The sequence below is a fragment of the Herbiconiux sp. VKM Ac-2851 genome, assembly GCF_013205105.1.
Classification (GTDB): Bacteria; Actinomycetota; Actinomycetes; order Actinomycetales; family Microbacteriaceae; genus Herbiconiux; species Herbiconiux flava.
The window spans coordinates 582,768-604,298 of the sequence record NZ_JABMLJ010000002.1 but is presented as its reverse complement, the minus strand read 5'-3'; the positions used below and the strand labels follow the sequence as shown (position 1 = coordinate 604,298).

Annotated in this window: 21 protein-coding genes; 14 read left to right on the top strand and 7 right to left on the bottom strand. The window is 72.8% G+C overall.

Annotated elements, in window-relative coordinates; translation table 11 throughout:
• Positions 1–73: 73 nt before the first annotated feature.
• Entirely contained in the window at positions 74–481 is a 408-nt protein-coding gene (locus HQQ85_RS09550) for a DUF3054 domain-containing protein (protein WP_173182276.1), read from the bottom strand.
• A 219-nt stretch (positions 482–700) separates the two neighbouring features.
• Between HQQ85_RS09550 and HQQ85_RS09545 the strand changes: the two genes are divergently transcribed.
• Positions 701–1,549 carry an MBL fold metallo-hydrolase gene (locus HQQ85_RS09545; protein WP_173182275.1) on the top strand — a complete coding sequence of 283 codons (849 nt, stop codon included), beginning with the start codon at positions 701–703 and terminating at the stop codon, positions 1,547–1,549.
• A gap of 10 nt (positions 1,550–1,559) precedes the next feature.
• Here HQQ85_RS09545 and HQQ85_RS09540 read toward each other — a convergent pair whose 3' ends face one another.
• Positions 1,560–1,799 (bottom strand): hypothetical protein, encoded by a 240-nt coding sequence (locus HQQ85_RS09540; RefSeq protein WP_173182274.1) that lies wholly within the window; start codon positions 1,797–1,799, stop codon positions 1,560–1,562.
• Positions 1,800–1,906: 107 nt separating this feature from the next.
• On the opposite strand from HQQ85_RS09540, the gene HQQ85_RS09535 reads away from it, so the two are divergent.
• Positions 1,907–2,170 carry a hypothetical protein gene (locus HQQ85_RS09535; protein WP_173182273.1) on the top strand — a complete coding sequence of 88 codons (264 nt, stop codon included), beginning with the start codon at positions 1,907–1,909 and terminating at the stop codon, positions 2,168–2,170.
• Positions 2,171–2,332: 162 nt separating this feature from the next.
• Here HQQ85_RS09535 and gap read toward each other — a convergent pair whose 3' ends face one another.
• A complete protein-coding gene (gap, locus tag HQQ85_RS09530; RefSeq protein ID WP_173182272.1) occupies positions 2,333–3,331 on the bottom strand; it encodes a type I glyceraldehyde-3-phosphate dehydrogenase in 999 nt (332 codons plus the stop codon).
• A 286-nt stretch (positions 3,332–3,617) separates the two neighbouring features.
• The gene (locus tag HQQ85_RS09525; protein ID WP_173182271.1) at positions 3,618–4,592 is read right to left on the bottom strand and encodes a helix-turn-helix domain-containing protein; all 975 of its coding nucleotides are present in this window, start codon (positions 4,590–4,592) and stop codon (positions 3,618–3,620) included.
• A 182-nt stretch (positions 4,593–4,774) separates the two neighbouring features.
• Here HQQ85_RS09525 and HQQ85_RS09520 point away from each other — a divergent pair, with 182 nt between their 5' ends.
• Entirely contained in the window at positions 4,775–5,806 is a 1,032-nt protein-coding gene (locus HQQ85_RS09520) for an EamA family transporter (RefSeq protein ID WP_173182270.1), read from the top strand.
• Between the two features lie 45 nt (positions 5,807–5,851).
• On the opposite strand, the gene HQQ85_RS09515 is transcribed toward HQQ85_RS09520, so the two are convergent.
• The gene (locus HQQ85_RS09515; protein WP_371741885.1) at positions 5,852–6,427 is read right to left on the bottom strand and encodes a TrmH family RNA methyltransferase; all 576 of its coding nucleotides are present in this window, start codon (positions 6,425–6,427) and stop codon (positions 5,852–5,854) included.
• A 301-nt stretch (positions 6,428–6,728) separates the two neighbouring features.
• On the opposite strand from HQQ85_RS09515, the gene HQQ85_RS09510 reads away from it, so the two are divergent.
• Positions 6,729–7,793, top strand: coding sequence for a hypothetical protein (locus HQQ85_RS09510; RefSeq protein WP_173182269.1), 1,065 nt, complete (start codon positions 6,729–6,731; stop codon positions 7,791–7,793).
• Between the two features lie 36 nt (positions 7,794–7,829).
• Here the strand turns inward: HQQ85_RS09510 and HQQ85_RS09505 are convergent, their stop codons facing one another.
• The gene (locus HQQ85_RS09505; RefSeq protein ID WP_173182268.1) at positions 7,830–8,888 is read right to left on the bottom strand and encodes a magnesium and cobalt transport protein CorA; all 1,059 of its coding nucleotides are present in this window, start codon (positions 8,886–8,888) and stop codon (positions 7,830–7,832) included.
• 222 nt (positions 8,889–9,110) lie between these two features.
• On the opposite strand from HQQ85_RS09505, the gene HQQ85_RS09500 reads away from it, so the two are divergent.
• The gene (locus HQQ85_RS09500) at positions 9,111–9,890 is read left to right on the top strand and encodes a methyltransferase domain-containing protein (RefSeq protein WP_173182267.1); all 780 of its coding nucleotides are present in this window, start codon (positions 9,111–9,113) and stop codon (positions 9,888–9,890) included.
• 93 nt (positions 9,891–9,983) lie between these two features.
• On the opposite strand, the gene HQQ85_RS09495 is transcribed toward HQQ85_RS09500, so the two are convergent.
• A complete protein-coding gene (locus HQQ85_RS09495) occupies positions 9,984–11,453 on the bottom strand; it encodes an Nramp family divalent metal transporter (protein ID WP_216851599.1) in 1,470 nt (489 codons plus the stop codon).
• Positions 11,454–11,515: 62 nt separating this feature from the next.
• On the opposite strand from HQQ85_RS09495, the gene HQQ85_RS09490 reads away from it, so the two are divergent.
• The 9 genes from HQQ85_RS09490 (at position 11,516) to HQQ85_RS21630 (ending at position 21,530) form a co-directional block, all read left to right on the top strand.
• Entirely contained in the window at positions 11,516–12,658 is a 1,143-nt protein-coding gene (locus tag HQQ85_RS09490; RefSeq protein ID WP_173182266.1) for a beta-propeller fold lactonase family protein, read from the top strand.
• Positions 12,659–12,916: 258 nt separating this feature from the next.
• A complete protein-coding gene (locus HQQ85_RS09485; RefSeq protein WP_173182265.1) occupies positions 12,917–14,527 on the top strand; it encodes an ATP-binding cassette domain-containing protein in 1,611 nt (536 codons plus the stop codon).
• 60 nt (positions 14,528–14,587) lie between these two features.
• Positions 14,588–15,667: a LacI family DNA-binding transcriptional regulator gene (locus HQQ85_RS09480; RefSeq protein WP_173182264.1), complete on the top strand. Its 1,080-nt coding sequence runs from the start codon at positions 14,588–14,590 to the stop codon at positions 15,665–15,667.
• Between the two features lie 231 nt (positions 15,668–15,898).
• On the top strand, positions 15,899–17,218 hold the full coding sequence (locus tag HQQ85_RS09475) for an ABC transporter substrate-binding protein (protein WP_173182263.1): 1,320 nt from the start codon (positions 15,899–15,901) through the stop codon (positions 17,216–17,218).
• Positions 17,215–18,192 (top strand): carbohydrate ABC transporter permease, encoded by a 978-nt coding sequence (locus HQQ85_RS09470; RefSeq protein WP_173182262.1) that lies wholly within the window; start codon positions 17,215–17,217, stop codon positions 18,190–18,192. The genes HQQ85_RS09475 and HQQ85_RS09470 overlap by 4 nt, the downstream gene beginning before the upstream one ends.
• Before the next feature lie 2 nt (positions 18,193–18,194).
• Entirely contained in the window at positions 18,195–19,091 is an 897-nt protein-coding gene (locus tag HQQ85_RS09465; protein WP_173182261.1) for a carbohydrate ABC transporter permease, read from the top strand.
• Positions 19,092–19,155: 64 nt separating this feature from the next.
• Positions 19,156–20,097 carry a dihydrodipicolinate synthase family protein gene (locus tag HQQ85_RS09460; RefSeq protein ID WP_173182260.1) on the top strand — a complete coding sequence of 314 codons (942 nt, stop codon included), beginning with the start codon at positions 19,156–19,158 and terminating at the stop codon, positions 20,095–20,097.
• Complete coding sequence (locus HQQ85_RS09455) at positions 20,094–21,068, top strand: DUF4862 family protein (protein ID WP_173182259.1); 975 nt, start codon at positions 20,094–20,096, stop codon at positions 21,066–21,068. The genes HQQ85_RS09460 and HQQ85_RS09455 overlap by 4 nt, the downstream gene beginning before the upstream one ends.
• A 12-nt stretch (positions 21,069–21,080) precedes the next feature.
• The gene (locus HQQ85_RS21630) at positions 21,081–21,530 is read left to right on the top strand and encodes an excisionase family DNA-binding protein (protein ID WP_173182258.1); all 450 of its coding nucleotides are present in this window, start codon (positions 21,081–21,083) and stop codon (positions 21,528–21,530) included.
• The last annotated feature ends 1 nt before the right edge of the window (position 21,531 follow it).

Here is a 21,531-nt window from a genome sequence, read left to right as displayed (position 1 = left end):
GTGCGCGGCCGACGCGGCGCGGCGTGGTCGGCAGCGACCGGGCCGGCGGATGCGCGAGAGCTGCCCCGCGCAGTCAGCCGCGGCGGGCTCGGAGCCGCCGCACGAGGGCCGCGATCGCGCGCCACCCCACGAGGAACACGCCCAGCACGATCGCCGTCACGATGACGAAGCTCAGCTGCACGCCCTGGCCGCTCGCGACGCGGAGCAGCATGCCGAGAACCACCGCCGCCAGCCACACCACGACACCGGTCGGCCACACGGCGAGCGGGCGGCGCCAGCCGAGCGAGGCGGTCCAGCCGACCGCCGCTCCCACGACGAAGGGCCAGGCGGTGACGGCGAAACCGGAGAGGGCGTCACCCTCGTCGTGGCTGCGGCGCCCGATCGCCACGAACAGCAGCACCAGCGCGAGGTCGACGACGGCCGCGAGCACGACGACACGAGCGGATGCGCGGCGAGCGGCCGAGGGCGACGAAGAGTTCACCGCTCGATCCTAGATCGCGCGCCACCCGTCCGACCGCGCCGAACGGGAGACGACCCGACGTGCACGGCACCGACGGACGAGCGGCACAGACGCACGACACAGACGCACGAGCGGCACCGACGCGCACGACCCAGACGGGCCCGGCGCCGGCGGGTGAGCGGCACCCGAAGTGGGGCGGGGCCCGGGCGGCGCGGCGCGCATCCGGATACCGTGGCCCGCATGAGCAGCCACGCGAACGGATGGACCGAAGTCGGCGACGGAGTCTTCGTGCGGCGGTACGAGCCGGTCGACGTGTCGGTGGGGGCGATCGTCGGGCCGACCGGCGTGACCATCGTCGACACGCGGAACAGCCCTGAGGAGGGCGACGAGATCCTGCGGGACGTCGTCGCCGAGTTCCGGCGCCCGGTGGTCGCGGCGATCAACACGCACGCCCACTACGACCACACCTTCGGCAACGAACGCTTCGCGGCGCACGGGGTCGGCATCTACGGGCACGTGCTCGTGCCGCGGCACTTCGAGCAGCACGAGGCCCCGCGGCTCGCGGCCGTGCAGGCCGACCCGTCGCGCGAGCCCGACAAGAGCTGGGCCGGCGTGCACCTCACTCCGCCGACGGTGCTCGTCGACGCGCCGTTCACCATCGACCCGGGCGAGCGGATGATCGAGCTGCTGCCGATCGAGCCGGGCCACACCGACACCGACCTCGCGGTCCATGTGCCGGATGCGGGGGTCTGGTTCCTGGGGGACGTTCTCGAGGAGTCGGGGGCGCCCATGTTCGGCTCGGGATCGTTCCCGCTGGGGTGGCCGGCGGCGCTGCGCTCGGTGCTCGGGCGCGTCGGAGCCGACGAGGCGATCGTGCCGGGGCACGGCGCCGTGGTCGACCGGGCGTTCGGCGAGCGGCAGGCGGACCAGCTCGAGGCGGTGGCGGCGTTCATCCGCTCGTCCTACGCCGGCAGCGGTGCCGATTCCGGGTCGGCAGCACTCCCGGCCGAGCTGCTCGCACTCTGGCCCGAGTCGTCGCTGCGCTCGGCCCTCCGGGCAGGCTACGCCGCCCTCGCGGCCGAGCGCTGAGGCGCGGCCCTCAGCTCGCCGAGAACTCGCCGGCGACGATGGCGTCGGCGTACTTCCGCACATCCGGCCCGGGCTCGTAGTCGATGAACCGGTCCTTGAGGTGGCGGTTCAGCTCGGCGTACACCTCGTCGGAAGTGGCGTCGGCGTGGGATGCCGCGACGGCCTGAACGGCCTCGCGGAGCACGGTGTCGGCGTCGTCGAGGATCTTCGCGCGAGCCTCGTCGTTCCAGCGGATCTCTGATTGCTCCATGCCCCTCACGCTATGCCGGTCGCGCGAACCCGCAAGGGGCCGGGGCCAGGGCCGGCGCTCAGCGGCCAGGGGTGGCGCCCCGCCGCCGGCTGCACGAGACTGAAGCGGTGACCCACACCGATATCACCGTGCTGAACTACACCGTGAACGCCGACGTCTACGCCCGCTACGGCGCCGACTTCGACACCGAGGCGGTGAACGACGAGATCCTGCGGATCGTCAACGCCGAGGCGCCGGCGGGCGTCACCGTGCACCGCAACGGCAAGGTCGTCGCCGAGGACGACGCGATCGACGCCGCCCGCTCCTTCGACTGGGCGGGCCTGCTGAAGCGCATCGACCTCGACACGATCCTCGCCGAGCACGGCCGCTGACGCTCCGCGCTCGCCCGCCCCGCCGCGCCCCGCCCCGGCCCCCGGCCGCCCGCCGCTGAGTCGCGGCAATGCGTCGCACTTCGCCGCGACTCAGCCCGAAACGCGACCGTTTGCCGCGACTCACGCGACGGCGGGGGCGTGGGCGCGGGCAAGAGCCGCGACTCAGCCGCGCGCGAGCAGCTCGAGCGTGTCGATGACGCGGTTCGAGAAGCCCCACTCGTTGTCGTACCAGGCCACCACCTTGACGTGCCGCCCGTCGACGCGCGTCAGCTTCGAGTCGAAGATCGACGAGGCCGGGTTGCCCGTGATGTCCGACGACACCAGTTCGTCGTCGCTGTACTCCAGGATGCCCGCCAGCGCCCCCGCGGCCGCCGACCGGTAGGCGTCCAGCACGTCCGCGCGCGTCACGTCCCGCGTCACCGTCGCGTTCAGCTCCACGATCGACCCCACGGGCACCGGCACCCGGATCGAGTCCCCCGACAGCTTCCCGTCCAACTGCGGCAGCACGAGCCCGATGGCCTTCGCCGCCCCGGTGGTCGTCGGCACGATGTTCACGGCGGCGGCCCGAGCGCGGCGCGGGTCGCGGTGCGGGGCGTCCTGCAGGTTCTGCTCCTGCGTGTACGCGTGCACGGTGGTCATGAAGGCGTGCTCGATGCCGGCGAGCTCGTCGAGCACCGCGGCGAGCGGCGCGAGGGCGTTCGTGGTGCAGGACGCGTTCGACACGATCCGGTGCCGCTCCTGGTCGTAGGCGTCGGTGTTCACGCCGAGCGCGAGCGTCACGTCCGCGCCGTCCGACGGCGCGCTGACGAGCACCTTCCTGGCGCCCGCGTCGAGGTGGGCGCGGGCGGCCTCGGCCGAGGTGAAGCGGCCGGTCGACTCGAGCACGAGGTCGACGCCGAGCTCCGCCCAGGGCAGCTGCGCCGGGTCGCGTTCGGCCAGCACCTCGATGCGCCGGCCGTCGACGACGAGCGTCGTGCCCTCCACCGAGACGGGGTGGCCGAGGCGGCCCGCGGTGGTGTCGAAGGCGAGCAGCCGGGCCAGCGCGGCCGGTTCGGTGAGGTCGTTCACGGCGACGACCTCGAGGGTCGAGTCGCGCTCGAGCAGGGCGCGCAGGGCGTTGCGGCCGATCCGTCCGAAGCCGTTGATGGCGATGCGTGTCATGGGGGTTCCTTTCGTCTCACGAAGCGAGGTCTCCAGGCTCACCGAGCCCCCGGATGCCCGCCAGCGGCCCTCCGGACACCGTCCGCAAGGATCCCGCCACCCACACGCCGCACCCGCCGCGCCGTACCTGCGCGCGTGGCACCTGGATCCCGCCGCAGGCGCGCTGCCCACCTGGACGATCCCCACCCGCGCGCTCGTGGCGCCTCAGTCCCGCCGCCCAGCACACTGGGCGCTGCCCATCCGCGCGACCCGCGCGCGCGGATGGGCAGCCGCGCCGCGTCGCGGCTCACTCGCCGCGGGAGAACGTGCGGCGGTAGTCGCTCGGCGTCGTGCCCAGGATGCGCTGGAAGTGCATCCTGAGGTTCGCCCCCGTGCCGAGCCCGACGTCGGCCGCGATCTGCTCGACGCCGAGCGTCGAGCGCTCGAGCAGCTCCCGCGCCACGTCGATGCGCGCCCGCAGCACCCACTGCATCGGCGTGTAGCCGGTGTCGTCGGCGAAGCGCCGCGAGAAGGTGCGGGGCGAGACGGCCGCGTGGCGGGCGAGCTCGGTGAGCCCGAGCGGTTCGCCGAGGTGCCGCAGCGCCCACTCGCGGGTCGCGGCGAAGCGCTCCCCGAGCGGCTCCGGAACGCTCCGCGGCACGTACTGCGCCTGACCGCCGCTCCGGTACGGCGCCGCGACGAGCCGCCGCGCCGCGTGGTTCGACGCGGCCACGCCGAGGTCGCCGCGCAGCACGTGCAGGCAGAGGTCGAGCCCCGAGGCGGCCCCCGCCGAGGTCAGCACCGCGCCCTCGTCGACGAAGAGCACGTTCTCGTCGACCTCGGTCGCCGGATACCGCGCCGCCAGCGCCCGCGTGTAGTGCCAGTGCGTGGTCGCCCGTCGCCCGTCGAGCAACCCGGTCGCGGCGAGCGCGAACGCCCCCGTCGAGATCGCCGCGAGCCGCGCGCCGCGCGAGTGCGCCGCCCGCAGCGCCTCGACGACGACGGGCGGCGGATCCTCGCGATCGGGGTGCCGGTACCCCGGGATGAACACGATCTCCGCCCACTCCAGCGCCTCGAGCCCGTGGGCGACGTGCCACGACAGCCCGTCGCCGCCGGTCACGAGCCCGGGCGCCGCCCCGCACACCCGCACCTCGTACGGCATGCTCGCGCGCGTCGTGAACACCTGCGCCGGGATGCCGACGTCCAGCGGCTTCGCACCGTCCAGCACCAGCACGGCGACGCGGTGCAGCGCGGGGGCGGGGTGACGAGCGGATGCGCACACGGCACCCAGGCTACGGCGACCCCCCGCGCATCCGCCGCATCGCACCGCGGCCGCCCCAACCTCCGGTGCACCGCGAAACCCGCCCTTCACCGGGAACCGCCGCCGCACTGTGAACCTCAGCCACATCGTGGGTGAAGCGATGGTCGCTTGTGCGCCGGGGCCCGCGCCGCGAGGCTGGCCCCATGCCCCTGCGCGATCGCCTCCTCGCCGCCCTCGTCGCCGTGCTCTGGGGGGTCAACTTCGTGGCGATCCACTTCTCGCTGGAGCACTTCCCGCCGTTCTTCCTAGTGGCGCTGCGGTTCCTGGTGCTGGCGATCCCGACGGTGCTGTTCGTGAAGTGGCCCGGCGTGAAGGTGCGGTGGCTGCTCGGGTACGGGCTGGGGTTCGGCATCCTGCAGTTCGCGTTCCTATACGCGGGGATGTCGGCCGGCATGCCGCCCGGGCTGGCCTCGCTCGTGCTGCAGGCCTCGGCGCCCTTCACGGTGGTGCTGGCCGCGCTGTGGCTTCGGGAGCGGCTGACCGTGGTGCAGGGGGTGGGCATCCTGATCGCCGTCGCCGGGCTCGGCGTGATCGCGGCCGAGCGGGCGGGCGTCTCGGCGCTGCTGCCGGTGGTGCTGACGCTGTTCGGCGCGCTCGGCTGGGCGTTCGGCAACATCTGCAGCCGCCAGGCGAAGCCGGTCAGCCCGCTCGGGCTCACGATGTGGATGTCGGTCGTGCCGCCCGTGCCCCTGCTCATCCTGTCGCTGCTGGTCGAGGGGCCGGCGCGCATCGGCGAGTCGCTCGCCACCGCGTTCACGCCCTCGGCGCTGCCCGCTCTCATCGGGCTGGCGTACACGGTGCTGCTCGGCACGGTCGTCGGATCGGGCATCTGGGTGACGCTGATGAAGCGCAACCCGTCGAGCCGCGTCGCGCCGTTCTCGATGCTGGTGCCGGTGGCGGGGTTCACGAGCGCGTGGCTGATCCTCGGGGAGGTGCCGAACGCGGGCGACCTCGTGGGCGGCGCGATCGTGATCGCGGGCGTGCTGATCGCGACGGTGCCCTGGCGCGGCCGCCGCCCGCCCCGCGGGCTCGCCGACGGTGGCAACCAATCGCTGCCCGAAACCAGCGACGCGGATGCTCGGCCGATCACCGCGGGCGACCCCACCGTCTCGGCCGCCGCGCCCGCGCCCTCGCGCCCCTCCGCCGTCGGCACGGGAGGAGAATCCGGGCGATAGCCCGTATACGCGCCCATCGGCCCGATTCTCCTCCCGTACCGACCGTCAGAAGGGGTGGTGCTGCACGATCCAGGCGTGCATCGCGACCGCCGCGGCCGCCGAGGCGTTGATCGAGCGGGTCGAGCCGAACTGGGAGATCTCGACCACCGCATCCGCCGCCGCCAGCGCCTCCGGCGAGAGGCCGGGGCCTTCCTGGCCGAACAGAAGCAGGCACCGCGCCGGGAAGTCGAACGTCTCGATGATGACGCTGCCCGGTACGTTGTCGATCGCGATGATCGGCAGCGACTCGGCGGCGCAGTACGCGACCAGCGCCGCGACGTCGGGGTGGTTCTGCACGTGCTGGTAGCGGTCGGTCACCATCGCGCCGCGCTTGTTCCAGCGGCGGCGGCCCACGATGTGCACCGTCTCGGCCGCGAAGGCGTTGGCGCTGCGCACGATCGAGCCGATGTTGAGGTCGTGCTGCCAGTTCTCGATCGCCACGTGGAAGGGGTGCCGGGTGCGGTCGAGTTCGGCGACGATCGCGTCCATCCGCCAGTAGCGGAAGCGGTCGACGACGTTCCGGGTGTCCCCGCGCTCGAGCAGCTCGGGGTCGTACCAGGGCTCGGTCGGCCGCTCGCCGATCCAGGGGCCGACGCCGCCGGCGCTGAGCTCGTGGCTCGGTCCGGGGCCGGGCTGGTCGTGGCCAGGCTCCGCCGGGGTGGGCTTGTCGTGTCCGGGCTCGGCCGTCGGGGGCTCGGCGCGCCACAGGCCGGGCGGGGTGGGGTGGTCGGCGGATGCTCGTCCCAGCTCGTTCCCGCGCGCATCCGTCACCCGCCCAGGCTACCGGCGATGATGGAGGGTGCCCCCGCACGCGGACCGGCACCCGCGACACCCGCGCGCAGGCCGGCGCGGCGACCCCCGCACCCACCACCCGAGGAGCCCGATGAACCGCCCCGTCACCCGCTGGAGCCGCGTCGCCGTGGTGAGCGTGCTCGCCGCCGTCGTGGTCGGCGTCTTCGTGCTCGCGTTCACCTGGCCGTCGGTCACGTCGACCGTGCACGCGGTGCCCGTGGTCGTCACGGGCGAGGGCCCGGCCGCCGAGGCGCTCGCGCAGCAGCTCGACACCGTGGCGTCGGCTACGTTCGACGTCAGCCGGGCCTCCTCGAGGGACGACGCCGTCGCGATGATCGAGAGCCGCGAGGTGCTCGGCGCGGTCGTCGCCGACGAGTCGGTGCCCGAGGTGCTCACGGCCTCGGCGAACGGCGTCGCGGCGAGCCAGGTCTTCACGCAGCTCGCCGCGCAGCTCCAGGGCGTCTTCGCGCAGCAGCTCGAGGCGCAGGGCGTCGCGGCCGATGCCGTGCCCACGATCGCGGTCACCGACGTGGTGCCGTTGGCGTCGACGGATGCGCGGGGGTCCGGCCTCACGGCCCTCGCCTTCCCCCTGGTCATCGGCGGCATGATCGGCGGCATCGCGGTCTCGCTGCTGGTCGCCGGAGTCTGGCGCCGGCTCGTGGCCGTGCTCGCCTACGGGGTCGCGGTCGGGGTGGTCGTGGTGGCGATCGGGCAGGGGTGGTTCGGCATCCTGCAGGGGAACCCCGTGCTGAACGGGCTCGCCGTGGGGGCCGCGGTGATCTCGATCAGCGCCTTCATCGTGGGCATGACCTCGCTGATCGGCCCGCCCGGCATCGCGGTCGGCGCGGTGCTCGCGATGCTCGTCGGCAACCCGATCTCGGGGGCCGCGCAGCCGGTGCAGTTCCTGCCCGCGCCGTGGGGTGCGGTGGGGCAGTTCCTGCCGCCGGGCGCGGGCGCGACGCTGCTTCGCGATCTGTCCTACTTCCCGGCCGCGCCGACGTGGGCCGCGTGGCTGGTGCTGGCGGGCTGGATCGTGCTGGGCGTGCTGCTCATGACCCTCGGGCACTTCCGCCGCCGGGCCGTGCTGCCGCGGCACGACGGCCTCGAGGCCGAGGGCGGCCGAGCATCCGACCCGATGCCGGCCGAGGGCAGCTAGAAGCAACTAGAGGCGGCTAGTGGCGGCTAGAGGCGGCTACAGCCAGCGATTGCGCTTGAAGACGAGGTAGAGCCCCACGCCCATCCCCACCATCGCGAGAAGCGCCAGCGGGTAGCCGAAGACCCAGTGCAGCTCGGGCATGTGGTCGAAGTTCATGCCGTAGACGGTGCCGATCAGGCTCGGCGCGAACAGGATGGCCGCCCACGCCGAGATCTTCTTCACCTCGTCGCCCTGCTGGATGCTCGTCTCCGACAGCTTCCGGGTGTCGTCGGCGAGCGCGAGGCTCGCCTCGGAGATGCGCCGCATCTCGTCGTTCTGACGCTGCGTGGTGAGCGTCGAGTGAACGGTGAGCGCGTTCTGCAGCGTGGCCCGGAAGGCGTCGCCGTGCCCCGCGACCGCCAGCACGTGGTCGAGCACGTCGCGCAGCCCCCGCTGCACCTCGAGGTCGACCGCGTACTTGTCGGCCCCGCGCAGCAGCGCCTCGAGCATGGTGATCAGCGGATGCACGGCCCGCTGGAAATCCATCACCTCACCCAGGAGGTCGTAGATGCGCCGCGACACGTCGGGGTCGCCGCCGAACAGCTGCTTCTCGATCTCGTCGATGTCGTTCTGCAGCCCGCGCACCACCGGCGAGTACTCGTCGACCACTTCGTCGAGGATCGCGTAGAGCACCGCCTCGGGCCCGAGCGCCAGCAGTTCGGGGTTGCCCTCGAGCCGGTGCCGCACCGCGGCGAGGTTCGGCGACTCGGCGTGCCGCACGGTGACCACGAAGCCGGGGCCGATGAAGACGTGCACCTCGCCGAACTCGACCTCCTCGCTCGCGTCGACGTAACGGGCCGGCCGCAGCACCACGAACAGGGTCTCGCCGTAGCGCTCGAGCTTGGCTCGCTGGTGTCCGGTGAGGGCGTCCTCGACGGCGAGGTGGTGCAGGTCGAACTCGGTCTCGAGCGAGTGCACCTCGGCCTCGTCGGGGCGGTAGAGCCCGATCCAGGCCATGCCGCCGTCCTGCCGCATCAGCGCGTAGGTGTCGTCGAGGCTCTGGGGGGTGCGGGCGCGTCGGCCGGCGACGTAGACCGCGTTGTCGATCAGGGGCATGGGGGCGAGCGTACGTCGGGCAGGTGAACGCGCGGTGACCGGGCGGATGCTCGGCGGCGCTCGCCGCGGACGCCCATCCCGCGCATCCGCTCGCCCCGCCCGCGTGGGCGGGGTCGCCGACCGCGGTGGGCCGGGTCGCGCATCCGTCGCGCCCGCGGTTGCCCGTGTCGGGGGTGCGTGCGAGGGTGTCGGTAGTCACGACCCGCGAGACCTGGAGGTGCGATGCCCGGATGGGACGGCGAGCGCTACGCCGAGGTCGCCACCCTGCAGCACGAGCTCGGGCGGCGGTTCGCCGAGGCGTTGACGCCGGTCGCGGGTTCCGGCGGGCGGGCGGCCCGGGTGGTCGACGCGGGGTGCGGCGACGGGGTCGTGACGCGGATGATCGCCGCGCTGCCGTGGGTCGGTGAGGTCGTGGGGTTCGACCCGTCGCCGCTGATGGTGTCGACGGCCTCGTCGTCGGGGGTTCCGGGGGTCGTGTTCGAGGCCGGAGACGTCACCACGTTCGTCGCCGAGGAACCGTTCGACCTCGCCGTCTCGCTGAACGCGCTGCACTGGGTGCGCGACTCGGGGGCCGCGTTGACGCACCTGCGCGATGCGCTCCGGCCCGGCGGGAGGCTCGTGGCGCAGTTCGTCTCGGAGGGCGCGCGGCCCTCGCTCGAGGACGTCGCCCAGCGCGTGGCGACCGGGCCGGCGTGGGCGTCGCACTTCGCCGGCGTCGACCCGCCGCACGTGCACCGAACGGCTGAGGAGTGGCGGGCGCTCGCGGGCGGCACCGGACTCACGGTCTCGGGTGCAGAGGTCAGCGACCTCGCGTGGGACTTCGGCACCGCGGCGGCGTTCGAGGCGTGGTGCACGGTGGGCTTCACGGCGTGGACGGAGCACCTCCCGGCCGATGCCCACGGCGCCTTCGTGCGCGAGGTGACGGCGGCCTACGCCGAGGTGGCCGGGTCCGACCACGTGTTCCGCTTCCAGCAGCTGCGCCTGGAGGCCGCGCGCGCCTGACCCGCGCCCGGCCCGCGTTTCGCGCCACGGCCGGGTCGCGCAAACGGCCCTTCGTGGCTGCGCGGAGGGCCCTTTGCGCTACCCCGGCTGCGCTCAGCCCGCGCCCGTGATGGTGAGCACGATGAGCACCACGTTGAGGGCGACGATGAGGGCGGCGACGGTCCACGCGGCGACCCGCACGGGCATCCGGTCGACGAAGCCGCCCATCACGCGCCGATCGCCGGTGAGACGGATGAGCGGGATCAACGCGAACGGGATGCCCACCGACAGCAGCACCTGACTGAGCACCAGCGCCCAGGTCGGGTCGATGCCGGCCGCCAGCACCGCGAGCGCCGGGATCAGCGTCACCACGCGGCGCACCAGGATCGGCACCCGGATCGTCAGCAGTCCCTTCATGATCACCGAGCCCGCATAGGCGCCGACGCTCGTCGACGCGAGGCCCGAGGCGAGCAGGCCGATGGCGAAGATCGTCGCGATCACGGGCCCGAGCGCGGCGCGGATGGCGTCGTAGGCGCCCGGGATCGTGTCGGTTCCGGCGACGCCGCGGAGGCTCGCGGCCGCCAGCAGCAGCATGGCGATGTTGACGATGCCGGCGAGCAGCAGCGCGATCAGCACGTCGGTGCGGGTGGCGCGGAGGAGGGTGCGCAGCCGCGAGACGTCGGCGCCGTGCGGGCGGGGGTCGCCGGGCGGGTGCGGGCGGGAGGCGTCCGCGCCCGGCGCTGCGGGGGTGGCGGGCGGGCGGGGGTCGGCAGCCTCGCCGGACGGGGCGGCTTCGGTGCGGGCGGACGGGCGCGCGGGACGAGCATCCTGAGCAGTGAAGTCGGTGCGCTCGGCGACCCGCGCCCACTCGGCGTGGTGACGGTCGCGGGCGAGGGCCGAGTGGAGGTAGATCGCGTGCGGCATGACCGTGGCGCCGAGCATGCTGGCGGCGAGCAGCACCGTCGCGGTGCCCTCGAAGCGCGGCACCAGGCCGGCCGCGGCGTCGGACCAGCTGACGGGGGAGACGACGGTGCCGGCGAGGAATCCGACGGCGATGACCGCGAGCATGCCGATGATCACGAACTCGAAGGTGCGCTGCCGCCGCGCCGACTGCACGAGCAGCAACACCATCGACACCACGCCGACGATCAGCCCGCCGAGCACGAGCGGCAGCCCGAACAGCAGGTTCAGCGCGATCGCCCCACCGATCACCTCGGCGATGTCGGTCGCGGCGGCCACCAGCTCGGCCTGCAGCCAGTACGCGCGCCGGGGCCAGCGACGGATGCGCGCCCCCACGTGCTCGGGCAGCGTGCGCCCGGTGACGATGCCGAGCTTCGCGGACTGGTACTGGATCAGCATCGCCATCAGGTTCGCCAGCACCAGCACCCACACGAGCAGGTAGCCGAACTGCGCGCCCGAGGTGAGGTTCGCGGCGACGTTGCCGGGGTCGACGTAGGCGATCGAGGCGACGAACGCGGGGCCGAGCATGGCCAGGGGGTGCCACCAGCGGGGGCGGGGGGCGGATGCGCGGGGCGCCGTCTCGGGCGTCGCTGCCCGCTCAGCCTCGTGCACATTTTTAGGCATGCCGAAAAATTAGCACGTCAAGCCCCCCGCGCCCAGGGCTTGCGGCACGCCACACTGAGGGGATGACCGACGACGCCTCCGCCCCGCCCCTCTTCTGGGCCGGTTCGTACACCGCCGAGTTCCCGGGGCGCGGCCTCGGTCTGACGCCGCTCACGCGCGACGACTCGGGCGGGCTCGCGGTGGCCGGGGCCGCCCACACGACGGCGTCGCCGAGCTTCGCGGTCGCGCATCCGTCGCTCGCCGTGCTCTACACCGCCGACGAGAGCCGCTCGACGGTGTCGGCGTTCGCGGTGTCGGGTTCGGTGCTGACCGGTCTCGGCTCGCAGCCGGCCGGGCCCGCCGTGTGCCACGTCGCGGTCTCGGACGGCTTCGTGGCGGCGACGTGCTGGGGTGACGGGCGCGTGCTGATCTACCCGCTCGATCCGGCCGGGCGGCTCGGTGCGCCGGTGCTCGCAGCGCCCGCCGTCGACCCGCACGCCGACTCGCGCCCGCCCGTCGACGAGCACACCGACGAGGCGCCCCGCAGCCAGGCGCACATGACGCTCGTGCTCGACCCGCTGCCCGACGGCTCCCGGATGCTCGCCACCACCGACCTCGGCTACGACCTGGTGCGCTTCTGGGCGTGGACGCCGCCCGCCGTAGGCGCCGGCACCGACACCGATACCGCTGGGTCGCTCGCGTCGCTCGGCGAGGTGGTGCTGCCGCTCGGATCCGGCCCGCGGCACCTCGTGCGCACCCCCGACGGCCGCCTGCTCGTGGTGACCGAGTACTCGGTCGAGGTCGCGGTGCTGGATCCGTCCTCCTCGCACGACCCGGCCGCGCCCGCTGACCCCGCGCCGGTCGCCCCCTACCGCCTGGCGCAGATGGTGACCGTTCTCGCCGACGGCCCCGCGCCCGGCGACAGCGGCGCCGAGATCGCCCTCTCGCCCGACGCGCGGCACCTCTACGTCGGCGTGCGCGGCAGCGACCTGCTGGCCACCCTCGAGCTCGACGGCCCGACCCTCCGCCCGGTCGCCCAGGTGCCGAGCGGCGGACGCACCCCCCGCCACCACCTCGTCGATGCCGACCGCCTGCACATCGCCCACCAGGACTCCGACGAGCTCACCACCCACGCCCTCTCCCCGGAGGGTCTCCCCACCCACATCGTCGCCCGCCTCCCCCTCGGCTCCCCCACCGTGCTTGCGGCCTCACCCGCTCGCGCCTAGCATCGAGGTCTACCTCGTCGCGGGCCGCGACGTCGGTGCGGCCACCACACCGGCCGACCGGACGGCTCGCGGACACGGGGGCTCCCCGCACGGAAGATCGGCTCTTGCGCAACGTCACCGGTACTGCGTCCACGACGCAGCAGCTGCCCTCGCACTGACGCCGCCCGCCCCCGCCCGCTGACCGGGTGGGCCCGCGCTCCCGCCCCTCCGGCCGGAGCCCGGTCGTCGTCGTGCGCCGACACGACCACCGGGAGCGCCATGCCCAAGCCGTCCAGCACCCTCAGCACACCGTCCATCGTCCTCACCGACTGCTCCTTCGCCTGGCCCGACGGATCCGTCGTGCTCGATCACGTCAGCGCCGCCTTCGGGCGCCGGCGCACCGGCCTCGTCGGCGCCAACGGCGCCGGGAAGTCCACGCTGGTGAGGCTCATCACCGGCGACCTCGAGCCGACCCGAGGCACCGTCTCGACGAGCGGAGCCGTCGACCTCCTGCCCCAGCGCTTCGTGCGGGGGCCGGACGACACCGTCGCCGATCTGCTCGGCGTGCGGGAACGTCTCGACGCCCTGCAGGCCGTCCTGGCGGGCGACACCGATCCGCGGCACCTCGACGCCCTCCAGGACGACTGGGACGTCGACACCCGGGCGGTCGCCGCGCTCGGCGAAGCGGGCCTCGACCTGACCGCCGACGAGCTGCGGCGACCGATCGCGACCCTCTCCGGCGGGCAGGCGGTGCTCGCGGCCGTCACGGGCGTCCGGCTGCGCGGTCGCCCCATCGCGGTGCTCGACGAGCCCACGAACAACCTCGACCGCCGCTCCCGCGGGATCCTGCTCGATCTCGTGGACCGGTGGCCCGGCGTCCTCGTCGTCGTGAGCCACGACCGCGAGCTCCTCGAGCACGTCGACGAGGTCGCCGAGCTGCGGGACGGTTCCCTGCGCACCTTCGGCGGCACCTGGTCGGCCTTCGAGGAACGCCTCGACGTCGAGCACGCGGCCGCGGAGCGCGACCTGCGCGCCGCCGAACAGGTGCTCCGCTTGGAGCGCCGACGGCGGGTGGAGGCCGAGACCACGATCGCCCGGCGCGCGAAGGCGGGCGAGAGATCGGCCGGGTCGATGCCGAAGATCCTCGCCAACACGCGACGCAACCGCGCCGAAGGGACGGCCGGGAAGCTCAGGTCGGGTCACGCCGACGCCGAGGCGCGCGCCCGGGAGCAGGTCGATGCCGCCTCGGGGCGGGTGCGGCACGACGACGACGTGAAGATCGATCTCCCCAATCCGGGGGTGCCCGCCGCGCGGCGGCTCGCGGAGTTCACCGTCCGGGGTCGGGCCACGGTGCTCCAGGGTCCGGAACGCCTCGCGATCGTCGGCGCGAACGGCACGGGCAAGACCACGCTGCTCGCGCAGCTCGTCGGCGCGGACGCAGCCCGCCCGCATCCCCTTCCCGCCACGGGCGCGGTGGCGTTCACGGACCGCATCGGGTGGCTGCCCCAGCACCGCGAGGATCGGCTCGACGACGACCGCACCGTGCTCGAGCACATCGCCCTCGACGCGCCGACCGCCTCCCCGCGCGAGCTGAGAGACGCACTGGCCCGCCTGCTGATTCGGGGCGAGGTCGTCAACCGGCCGACCGGATCGCTGTCGGGCGGGGAGCGGTTCCGGGTCGCCCTGGCCGGTCTCGTCCTCGCCCGCCCCGCGCCCGAGCTGCTCGTGCTCGACGAGCCGACGAACGACCTCGACCTGGCGACGACCGACCACCTCGTCACCGTGCTCCGCGCCTGGCGGGGCGGCCTGGTCGTCGTGAGCCACGACGAGCTGTTCCTCGACCGCCTGGCCCTGGATGCGCGGCTGATGCTCGACGCACCGACACCGTGAGCCGCCGTCGGCCCGCGCCGGTCCTGTCCTGGCCGGGGCGGGGCGGGAACATTCGCTATCGTGACCGGTAACGTCGATGCGAACGAGGAGGCCGCGATGTCCGAGCCACGGCCCGCCCCCCAACGCGCCGCCACGATCTACGACGTCGCCCGCATGGCCGGCGTCTCGCACCAGACGGTCGCCCGCTTCCTCACCGGCACGGGGGGCATCCGACCGGCGAACAAGGTGCGGGTCGAGCAGGCGCTCGCCGAGCTGAACTACCGCCCCAACCGCACCGCCCGCTCGCTCGCCACGAACCGCACCTTCCGCCTCGGCGCCCTCGGCTACGAGCTCTCGGGAACCGGCCCCAGCAAGACGATGCAGGGAGCGAGCGAAGCCGCCCGCCGCGCGGGATACAGTCTCGACATCGTCAGCCTCGATCCCATGAAGGACACCGAGCTCGACGAGGCCCTCGACGTGCTCAACAACCGCGATCTCGAGGGCGTCCTCGCCACCGCGCCCACCGACGCGGTCAGCGCAGCGCTCGACGCCCTCGATCTCGGCGTGCCGATCGTGGTCGACCGGGGTTCCGATCTCGAGGCGATGATCGCGAGCGAGACCGCCGACGGTGCCCTGCCCGACGTCGGCCCCTTCGCCGCCGTCCGGCACCTGATCGACCTCGGCCACACCCGCATCGCCCACCTCGCAGGCCCCGCCGACTGGATCTCGGCCCGCAGCCGCATCGCCGCCTACGAGCGCACCCTCCGCCACCACGGTCTCGAGCCGCTGCGGCTCGTCGCCGGAGACTGGTCCTCGCGCTCGGGCTACCTCGCCGCCCCGGACGTGCTCGCTCTGCAGCCCACCGCCGTCTTCGCGTCGAACGACCGCATGGCCCTCGGGCTGATGAAGCGGATGCACGAGCAGGGCATCCGCATCCCCGCCGACATCAGCGTGGTCGGCTTCGACGACCTCGCGGAGGCCGAGTTCTTCCACCCCTCCCTCACCACGGTGCGCCAGGACTTCGACGCGATGGGCCGCGCCGCCGCCGAGACCCTGATCTCCATGATCGAACATCCCGACGAGCTGCCGCACGTTCCCTACCCCGTGCCCGAGCTCGTCGTGCGCGAGTCGACCGGCCCCGCCCCCGGCACCCCGGCCTGATCCCGGGCCGACCCCGGCCGGCTCGGTCGAGGCCCGGCCCGCCCGGCGCCGTCGAGCATCCGGATGCCCGCCGGTCAGAATTTCGTTACCGGTCACGTTTTTTCGTCGAAAGCCTTGCGAGGCCGAGTGCGCGCCCCGTACGCTGACCGTCATCCGCTAAACGTGACCGGTAACGTTTTGGCGGATCCACCGCCCGCAGTGCAGCGGGCCAGACCAAAGGGACCGACTTCGATGATGAAACCCGCCGCGCGCATCCGCGCCCTCTCACTCGCCACCCTCGCCGTGGGGGCCCTCCTCCTGGCCGGCTGCTCCGCCCCCGGAACCGACGACGCCGCATCCACCCCCGACGGCCCGATCACCCTCGAGTACTGGTCGTGGGCGCCGAACATCGAGAAGATCGTCGACGTCTGGAACCAGGCGAACCCCGACATCCAGGTCAATGTCAACACCTCGGTGGCGTCGACCGAGATCGTCGCCAAGCTGGCCGCCGCCAAGCAGGCCGGAAGCCTTCCCGACGTCTCGAACACGACCTATGAGAACCTGCCGAACCTCGTCACGAGCGAGATCGCCTCCGACGTCACCGACATCATGGGCGACCGCGAGGCCAAGACCGCAGCGCCGGCCTGGAACCTGACCACCTTCGGTGATGCGAACTACGCCGTGCCCCAGGGCACCGCGCCCATGTTCCTCTACTACCGCGCCGACATCTTCGAGCAGTACGGGCTCACCGCGCCCACGACCTGGGACGAGTACGCGGCGACCGCCGCCGCCCTGCACGCCGCCGACCCGGCCAAGTACCTCGCCACCTTCCCCGCGAACGACGCCCAGCTCTTCGCAGCGCTCAGCCAGCAGGCCGGCGCCGAGTGGTGGTCGCAGGACGACGGCGACTGGAGCGTCGGCATCGACGACCCCGCGTCGCAGAAGGTCGCCGACTACTGGCAGGGTCTGGTCGCCGACGGCTCGATCGCGACGTTCAAGACCAACACCCCCGAGTGGCAGGCGGCCCTCGCCGACGGCACCCTGGCCAGCTGGCTCGGCGCCGTCTGGACCCCGCCCATCCTGCATAACAACGCCCCCGACACCGTCGGCAAGTGGGCCGCCGTGCCGCTGCCGCAGTGGACGCCGAACGACCCGAGCTCGGGCGTGCTCGGCGGCAGCGGCACCATCGTCACCACCGGGGCGAAGCACCCCGAGCAGGCCAAGCAGTTCGCGCTCTGGCTGAACACCTCGATGGACGCCCTGAAGGCCTACGTCACGTTCGCCAGTATCTGGCCGGCCACCCTCGAGGGCCGCGAGCTGCCCGAGCTGCAGAAGCCGCCGGCGCTGATGCCCGAGCAGACCGACTTCTACGCCACCGCCGCCGAGATCGACGACATCACCGCCGACGTCACCTGGGGGCCGAACGTCTCGGTCGCCTACGACGCGTTCACCAATGCTTTCAGCACCGCGGTGAACTCGGGCGGCAGCTTCAGCGACGCCCTGTCGACGGTTCAGGATGCGGTGGTCGCCGACATGGACAAGGCGGGCTACGACGTGTCCGAAGCCCGATGACCACGTCCACCTCGACCGCCCTCCCGGCGGTGCGGGCGGCGGCCGAGACCGCCGTCGCCCGCCCGGCCGGAGGTCGGCGGCGCGGCTCCACCCCGCGGCTCGCGCCCTGGCTCTTCGTCGGGCCGGCCGTGCTGCTCGCCTTCGGACTGCTGCTCGTCCCACTCCTCTACACGGTGTGGCTCAGCTTCCGCGGCACCCGGGTCAGCGGCTCCGGCCTGGGAACCCGGCAGGAGGTCTTCGTCGGCCTCGACAACTACCTCGCGAGCATCGACAACCCCGAGCTCTGGGCGGGCTTCGGCCGCATGCTGGTCTACGGCGTGATCTCGGTGCCGGTCACGACGATCCTCGCGCTCGTCTTCGCGCTGCTGCTCGACAACCTGTCGACCCGGTTCGGCCGGTTCTCCCGCATCGCGATCTTCATCCCGTACGCGGTTCCCGGGGTGATCGCGGCCCTGATGTGGGGGTTCCTCTACCTCCCGGGAGTCAGCCCCATCACAGCGGTCTTCGAGGCCGCCGGGCTCTCCGCCCCGCAGTTCCTGGGGGCCGAGATGATCTTCGGCTCGGTGGCGAACATCGCCATCTGGGGCTCGGTCGGCTTCAACATGGTCATCCTCTACACCTCGCTCCGGGGGCTCCCATCGGAGATCTACGACGCCGCCCGCATCGACGGGTGCAGCGAGGTGCAGCTGGCCCTGCGCATCAAGCTGCCGCTGATCGTGCCCGGCGTCATCATGACCGGACTGTTCTCGATCATCGGCGCTCTCCAGGTGTTCAGCGAACCCAACACCCTCCTCACCCTCACCACCACCATCAGCTCCGACTGGGTGCCGATGATGCTCATCTACCGCGACGCGTTCGTCACCAACGACCTGTTCGCCGCCTCGGCCACCTCCGTGATCGTGACGCTCGTCACCCTCGCGGCCTCGGTGGGCCTGCTGCGGTTCCTGCAGGGCCGCGCGTTCGGGGAGGACTGACCATGACCGCCGTCCGCACCACCGGCGCCCGGCCCCGGGCGTCCGCCCGCCCGAGTGTCACCCGCCCCCGCGCCGCGTTCTGGCCCACCTTCGTGCTCCTGATCGGTGCCGCCTACTCGCTGCTGCCCGTGCTGTGGCTGTTCACCGCCGCCACGAAGAGCTCGGGCGAGCTGTTCACCACGTTCTCGCTCTGGCCGAGCTTCACCGGCGGCTTCGCCGAGAACTTCCAGGCCCTGATCACCACCCGCGACGGAGCGTTCTGGCAGTGGTGCGTGAACAGCCTGATCTTCGCGGGTGGCGGGGCGCTGCTCGGTACCGCTGTGTCGGCGCTGGCGGGCTACGGGCTCGCGAAGTACCGATTCCGGGGCAAGAAGCTGGTGTTCAACTTCCTGCTGATCGGGGTGCTCATCCCGGGCGTCATCCTCGCCATCCCGCAGTACCTGCTGCTGTCGACGATCGGCATCGCCGGAAGCTACTGGTCGGTGCTGCTGCCGTGCATGATCAGCCCGTTCAGCATCTACCTCTGCCGCATCTACGCCTCGGCCGTCGTGTCCGACGAGATGCTCGAGGCAGGACGGCTCGACGGCGCCGGAGAGTGGCGACTGTTCCGCTCGGTCGCCGTGTACCCGATGGTGCCCGGGCTGATCACCGTCTTCCTGCTGCAGTTCGTGGGCATCTGGAACAACTTCCTGCTGCCCTACATCATGCTGTCGCGCAGTGAGATGTACCCGCTCACCGTCGGCTTCTTCTCGCTGATGAGCCAGGGCAACGACCAGCCGAACACCTACAACGTCGTGATCATGGGCTGTCTCGTCTCGATCGTGCCGCTGATCGCGCTGTTCCTGTTCCTGCAGCGGTACTGGCGGCTCGACCTCGTCAGCGGCTCGCTCAAGGGCTGACAGCTTCTCTTCGCCCGCCCTTCCACTCAACCCCGTTCATCCCGTTCCCCTCAGAAAGCGAATCATGACCGACACCCTGCCGAACGGCGCCTGGCCCGTGATGCTCACCCCCTTCAACGACGACCGCTCGATCGCCTGGGACGAGGTCGACCAGCTCACCGACTGGCTGATCGACAACGGATCGGCTGGCATCTTCACCGTCGCTCTCTCGGGCGAGATGTACGACCTCACCGAGGAGGAGCGGCTCGACCTGGCCCGCCGCGTCGTCGCCCGCACAGCCGGCCGCGTGCCGGTGATCGCCTCGTCCGTGTCATCGGGCGACGCGGACGAGCAGGCGCGCTCGGCCGGCGCGATGGCAGCCACGGGAGTGGATGCGGTGGTGCTGATCTCCTCCCTCGTGGCCGGCCTCGACGAGACCGACGCCATCTGGGAGGAGCGCGTGCAGCACATCCTCGACGAGAACCCCGGTGTCGATTTCGGGATCTACGAATGCCCGCTGCCCTACAAGCGTCTGCCGTCGATCGAGCTCGTGCGGTGGATGGCGGAGTCCGGGCGCTTCGTGTTCTACAAGGACACCAGCCACTCCGTCGACACCCTGCGCGCCCGGATCGACGTGATGAGGGGCACCCGGCTGAAGATGTACAACGCGCAGATCTCCTCGCTGACCGACTCGCTGCGGGCGGGCGGTGCCGGCCTGAGCGGGTACGCGGCGAACATCCACCCGGAGTCGGTGTCGTGGCTCTGCGAGCACTTCGACGACGCGCCCGCCGATCAGGTGCTGACCGTGCAGCGGCTGCTCACCGTGGCCGAGCACGTGATCAACTCGCGCTACCCGAGCTCGGCGAAGTACTACCTGAGCCACAGCTCGAAACTGCGGATCCTCCCGGTGAGCCGGTGGAAGCCCGAGGGCATCGGTGCGCACGAGGGGGCACCGCTGGTGGAGTTCGCGCGCTACTTCGACAGCCTCGGGCTGCCGAATGCTGCGCGGGTGGCCGGGGCGCGGTGAGCGCGGCCGTCGTCGCCGCGTACTGTGCTCAACCCGCGGATGCCCGTGCCGACCACGGCCGGGCATCCGTGTTCGCGCGCCGGCTGCTCGACGAGACCGGCGCGGCCGGCCTCGAGGTGCCGTGGGGGAGCGACTACGTCGCCGACCCTCCGCGCCTCGAGGCGGAGCTCGGGCTCGGGCTAGCCGGGACGCACGTGCTCACGCTCGTGCCCGCGACGATGCAGCGCGGGGCGGACTTCGGCATCGCCTCGCTCGACCCGCGGTGCCGGGCGGCGGCCCTCGCGCTGGCCCGAGACGCGCGCGATGCGATCTCGCGGATCGTGGAACGGGCCGGCCCCGGCTCGGTCGCCGCGGTGCACCTGCCCTCGGCCCCGCGTGCGGATCCCGCACGCCTGCCCGCGCACCGTCACGCCCTAGTCGAGTCGCTGAGCGAGATCGCATCGTGGGACTGGCACGGGGCGCGGGTGATGCTCGAGCACTGCGACAGCATCACGAGCGTGCGACCGCAGAAGGGCTTCCTGCCGCTGCAGCTCGAGCTCGCGGCACTGACGACGGCGACCGGCCCGACCCCATTGGGGATCGCGATCAACTGGGGGCGCTCCGCCGTCGAGACGCAGAGGCCCGACGGCCCCCTGCTGCACCTCGCCGCGGCGGTCGCGTCGGGACTGCCCGTCGGCCTCGGCATCTCGGGCGCCGGCCCATCGGCCACCCCGCTCGGCGGCGCCTGGTCGGACAGCCACCTCCCGGTGCTCACCCCCGCCTCGGCCGCAGCGGGCTTCGGCGCGAGCCTGCTCACCCCCGCCCGCCTCGCCGCCTTCTGCGCGGCGGCCCCGCCGTCCGCCCTCACCACCCTCACCACCCTCACCACCCTCAAGGTCGCCTCCCCCGCCGCCGACCCCGTCGCCCTCGTCGCCGACTCCTTCGCGGCTGCCGCATCCGCCTCGGCCGTTTCGTTTGTTTCAGTTGTGTGAGATGATGACGTTGTGTCGATTTCTGCAGCGCGGGGCGACCCCGCGTCCGAGCACGTCGCCCGCCGAGCCCTCGATCGGGTTCGGGCGGTGGCTTCCGGCACGACGTCCCGCGGCAGCATCCGGCTCGTCATCGACGGCGACAGTGACCCGGTGGAGATCCCGACCGCGCTGGAGGCGCTCGTGATGGAGGCACTTGAAGGCCTCGCCGCCGGCCGGCGCATGCGCGTGCTCGAGGCCGATGACGAGCTGACCACCACCCAGGCCGCCGAACTCCTCAACGTCTCGCGACCTCATCTGGTGAAGCTCTTGGAGAGCGGCGCCGTCCGGTACCGCCTCGTCGGTTCCCACCGCCGCGTCGACCTCGCGTCCCTCCTCGACTTCAGAGCCACCGAGACGGCGAAGTCGCACACCGCCGCCGATGAGCTCGTCCGACTGGGGCAGGAGATGGGCCTCGACCGGTGAC

What these genes read in the sequence shown, in the direction of transcription:
- HQQ85_RS09505 (WP_173182268.1), bottom strand. Translation starts at nt 8,888, where the DNA reads ATGCCCCTGATCGACAACGCGGTCTACGTCGCCGGCCGACGCGCCCGC.
- HQQ85_RS09545 (WP_173182275.1), top strand. Translation starts at nt 701, where the DNA reads ATGAGCAGCCACGCGAACGGATGGACCGAAGTCGGCGACGGAGTCTTC.
- HQQ85_RS09520 (WP_173182270.1), top strand. Translation starts at nt 4,775, where the DNA reads ATGCCCCTGCGCGATCGCCTCCTCGCCGCCCTCGTCGCCGTGCTCTGG.
- HQQ85_RS09500 (WP_173182267.1), top strand. Translation starts at nt 9,111, where the DNA reads ATGCCCGGATGGGACGGCGAGCGCTACGCCGAGGTCGCCACCCTGCAG.
- HQQ85_RS09465 (WP_173182261.1), top strand. Translation starts at nt 18,195, where the DNA reads ATGACCGCCGTCCGCACCACCGGCGCCCGGCCCCGGGCGTCCGCCCGC.
- gap (WP_173182272.1), bottom strand. Translation starts at nt 3,331, where the DNA reads ATGACACGCATCGCCATCAACGGCTTCGGACGGATCGGCCGCAACGCC.
- HQQ85_RS09510 (WP_173182269.1), top strand. Translation starts at nt 6,729, where the DNA reads ATGAACCGCCCCGTCACCCGCTGGAGCCGCGTCGCCGTGGTGAGCGTG.
- HQQ85_RS09460 (WP_173182260.1), top strand. Translation starts at nt 19,156, where the DNA reads ATGACCGACACCCTGCCGAACGGCGCCTGGCCCGTGATGCTCACCCCC.
- HQQ85_RS09485 (WP_173182265.1), top strand. Translation starts at nt 12,917, where the DNA reads ATGCCCAAGCCGTCCAGCACCCTCAGCACACCGTCCATCGTCCTCACC.
- HQQ85_RS09475 (WP_173182263.1), top strand. Translation starts at nt 15,899, where the DNA reads ATGATGAAACCCGCCGCGCGCATCCGCGCCCTCTCACTCGCCACCCTC.
- HQQ85_RS09490 (WP_173182266.1), top strand. Translation starts at nt 11,516, where the DNA reads ATGACCGACGACGCCTCCGCCCCGCCCCTCTTCTGGGCCGGTTCGTAC.
- HQQ85_RS09540 (WP_173182274.1), bottom strand. Translation starts at nt 1,799, where the DNA reads ATGGAGCAATCAGAGATCCGCTGGAACGACGAGGCTCGCGCGAAGATC.
- HQQ85_RS09470 (WP_173182262.1), top strand. Translation starts at nt 17,215, where the DNA reads ATGACCACGTCCACCTCGACCGCCCTCCCGGCGGTGCGGGCGGCGGCC.
- HQQ85_RS09495 (WP_216851599.1), bottom strand. Translation starts at nt 11,453, where the DNA reads ATGCCTAAAAATGTGCACGAGGCTGAGCGGGCAGCGACGCCCGAGACG.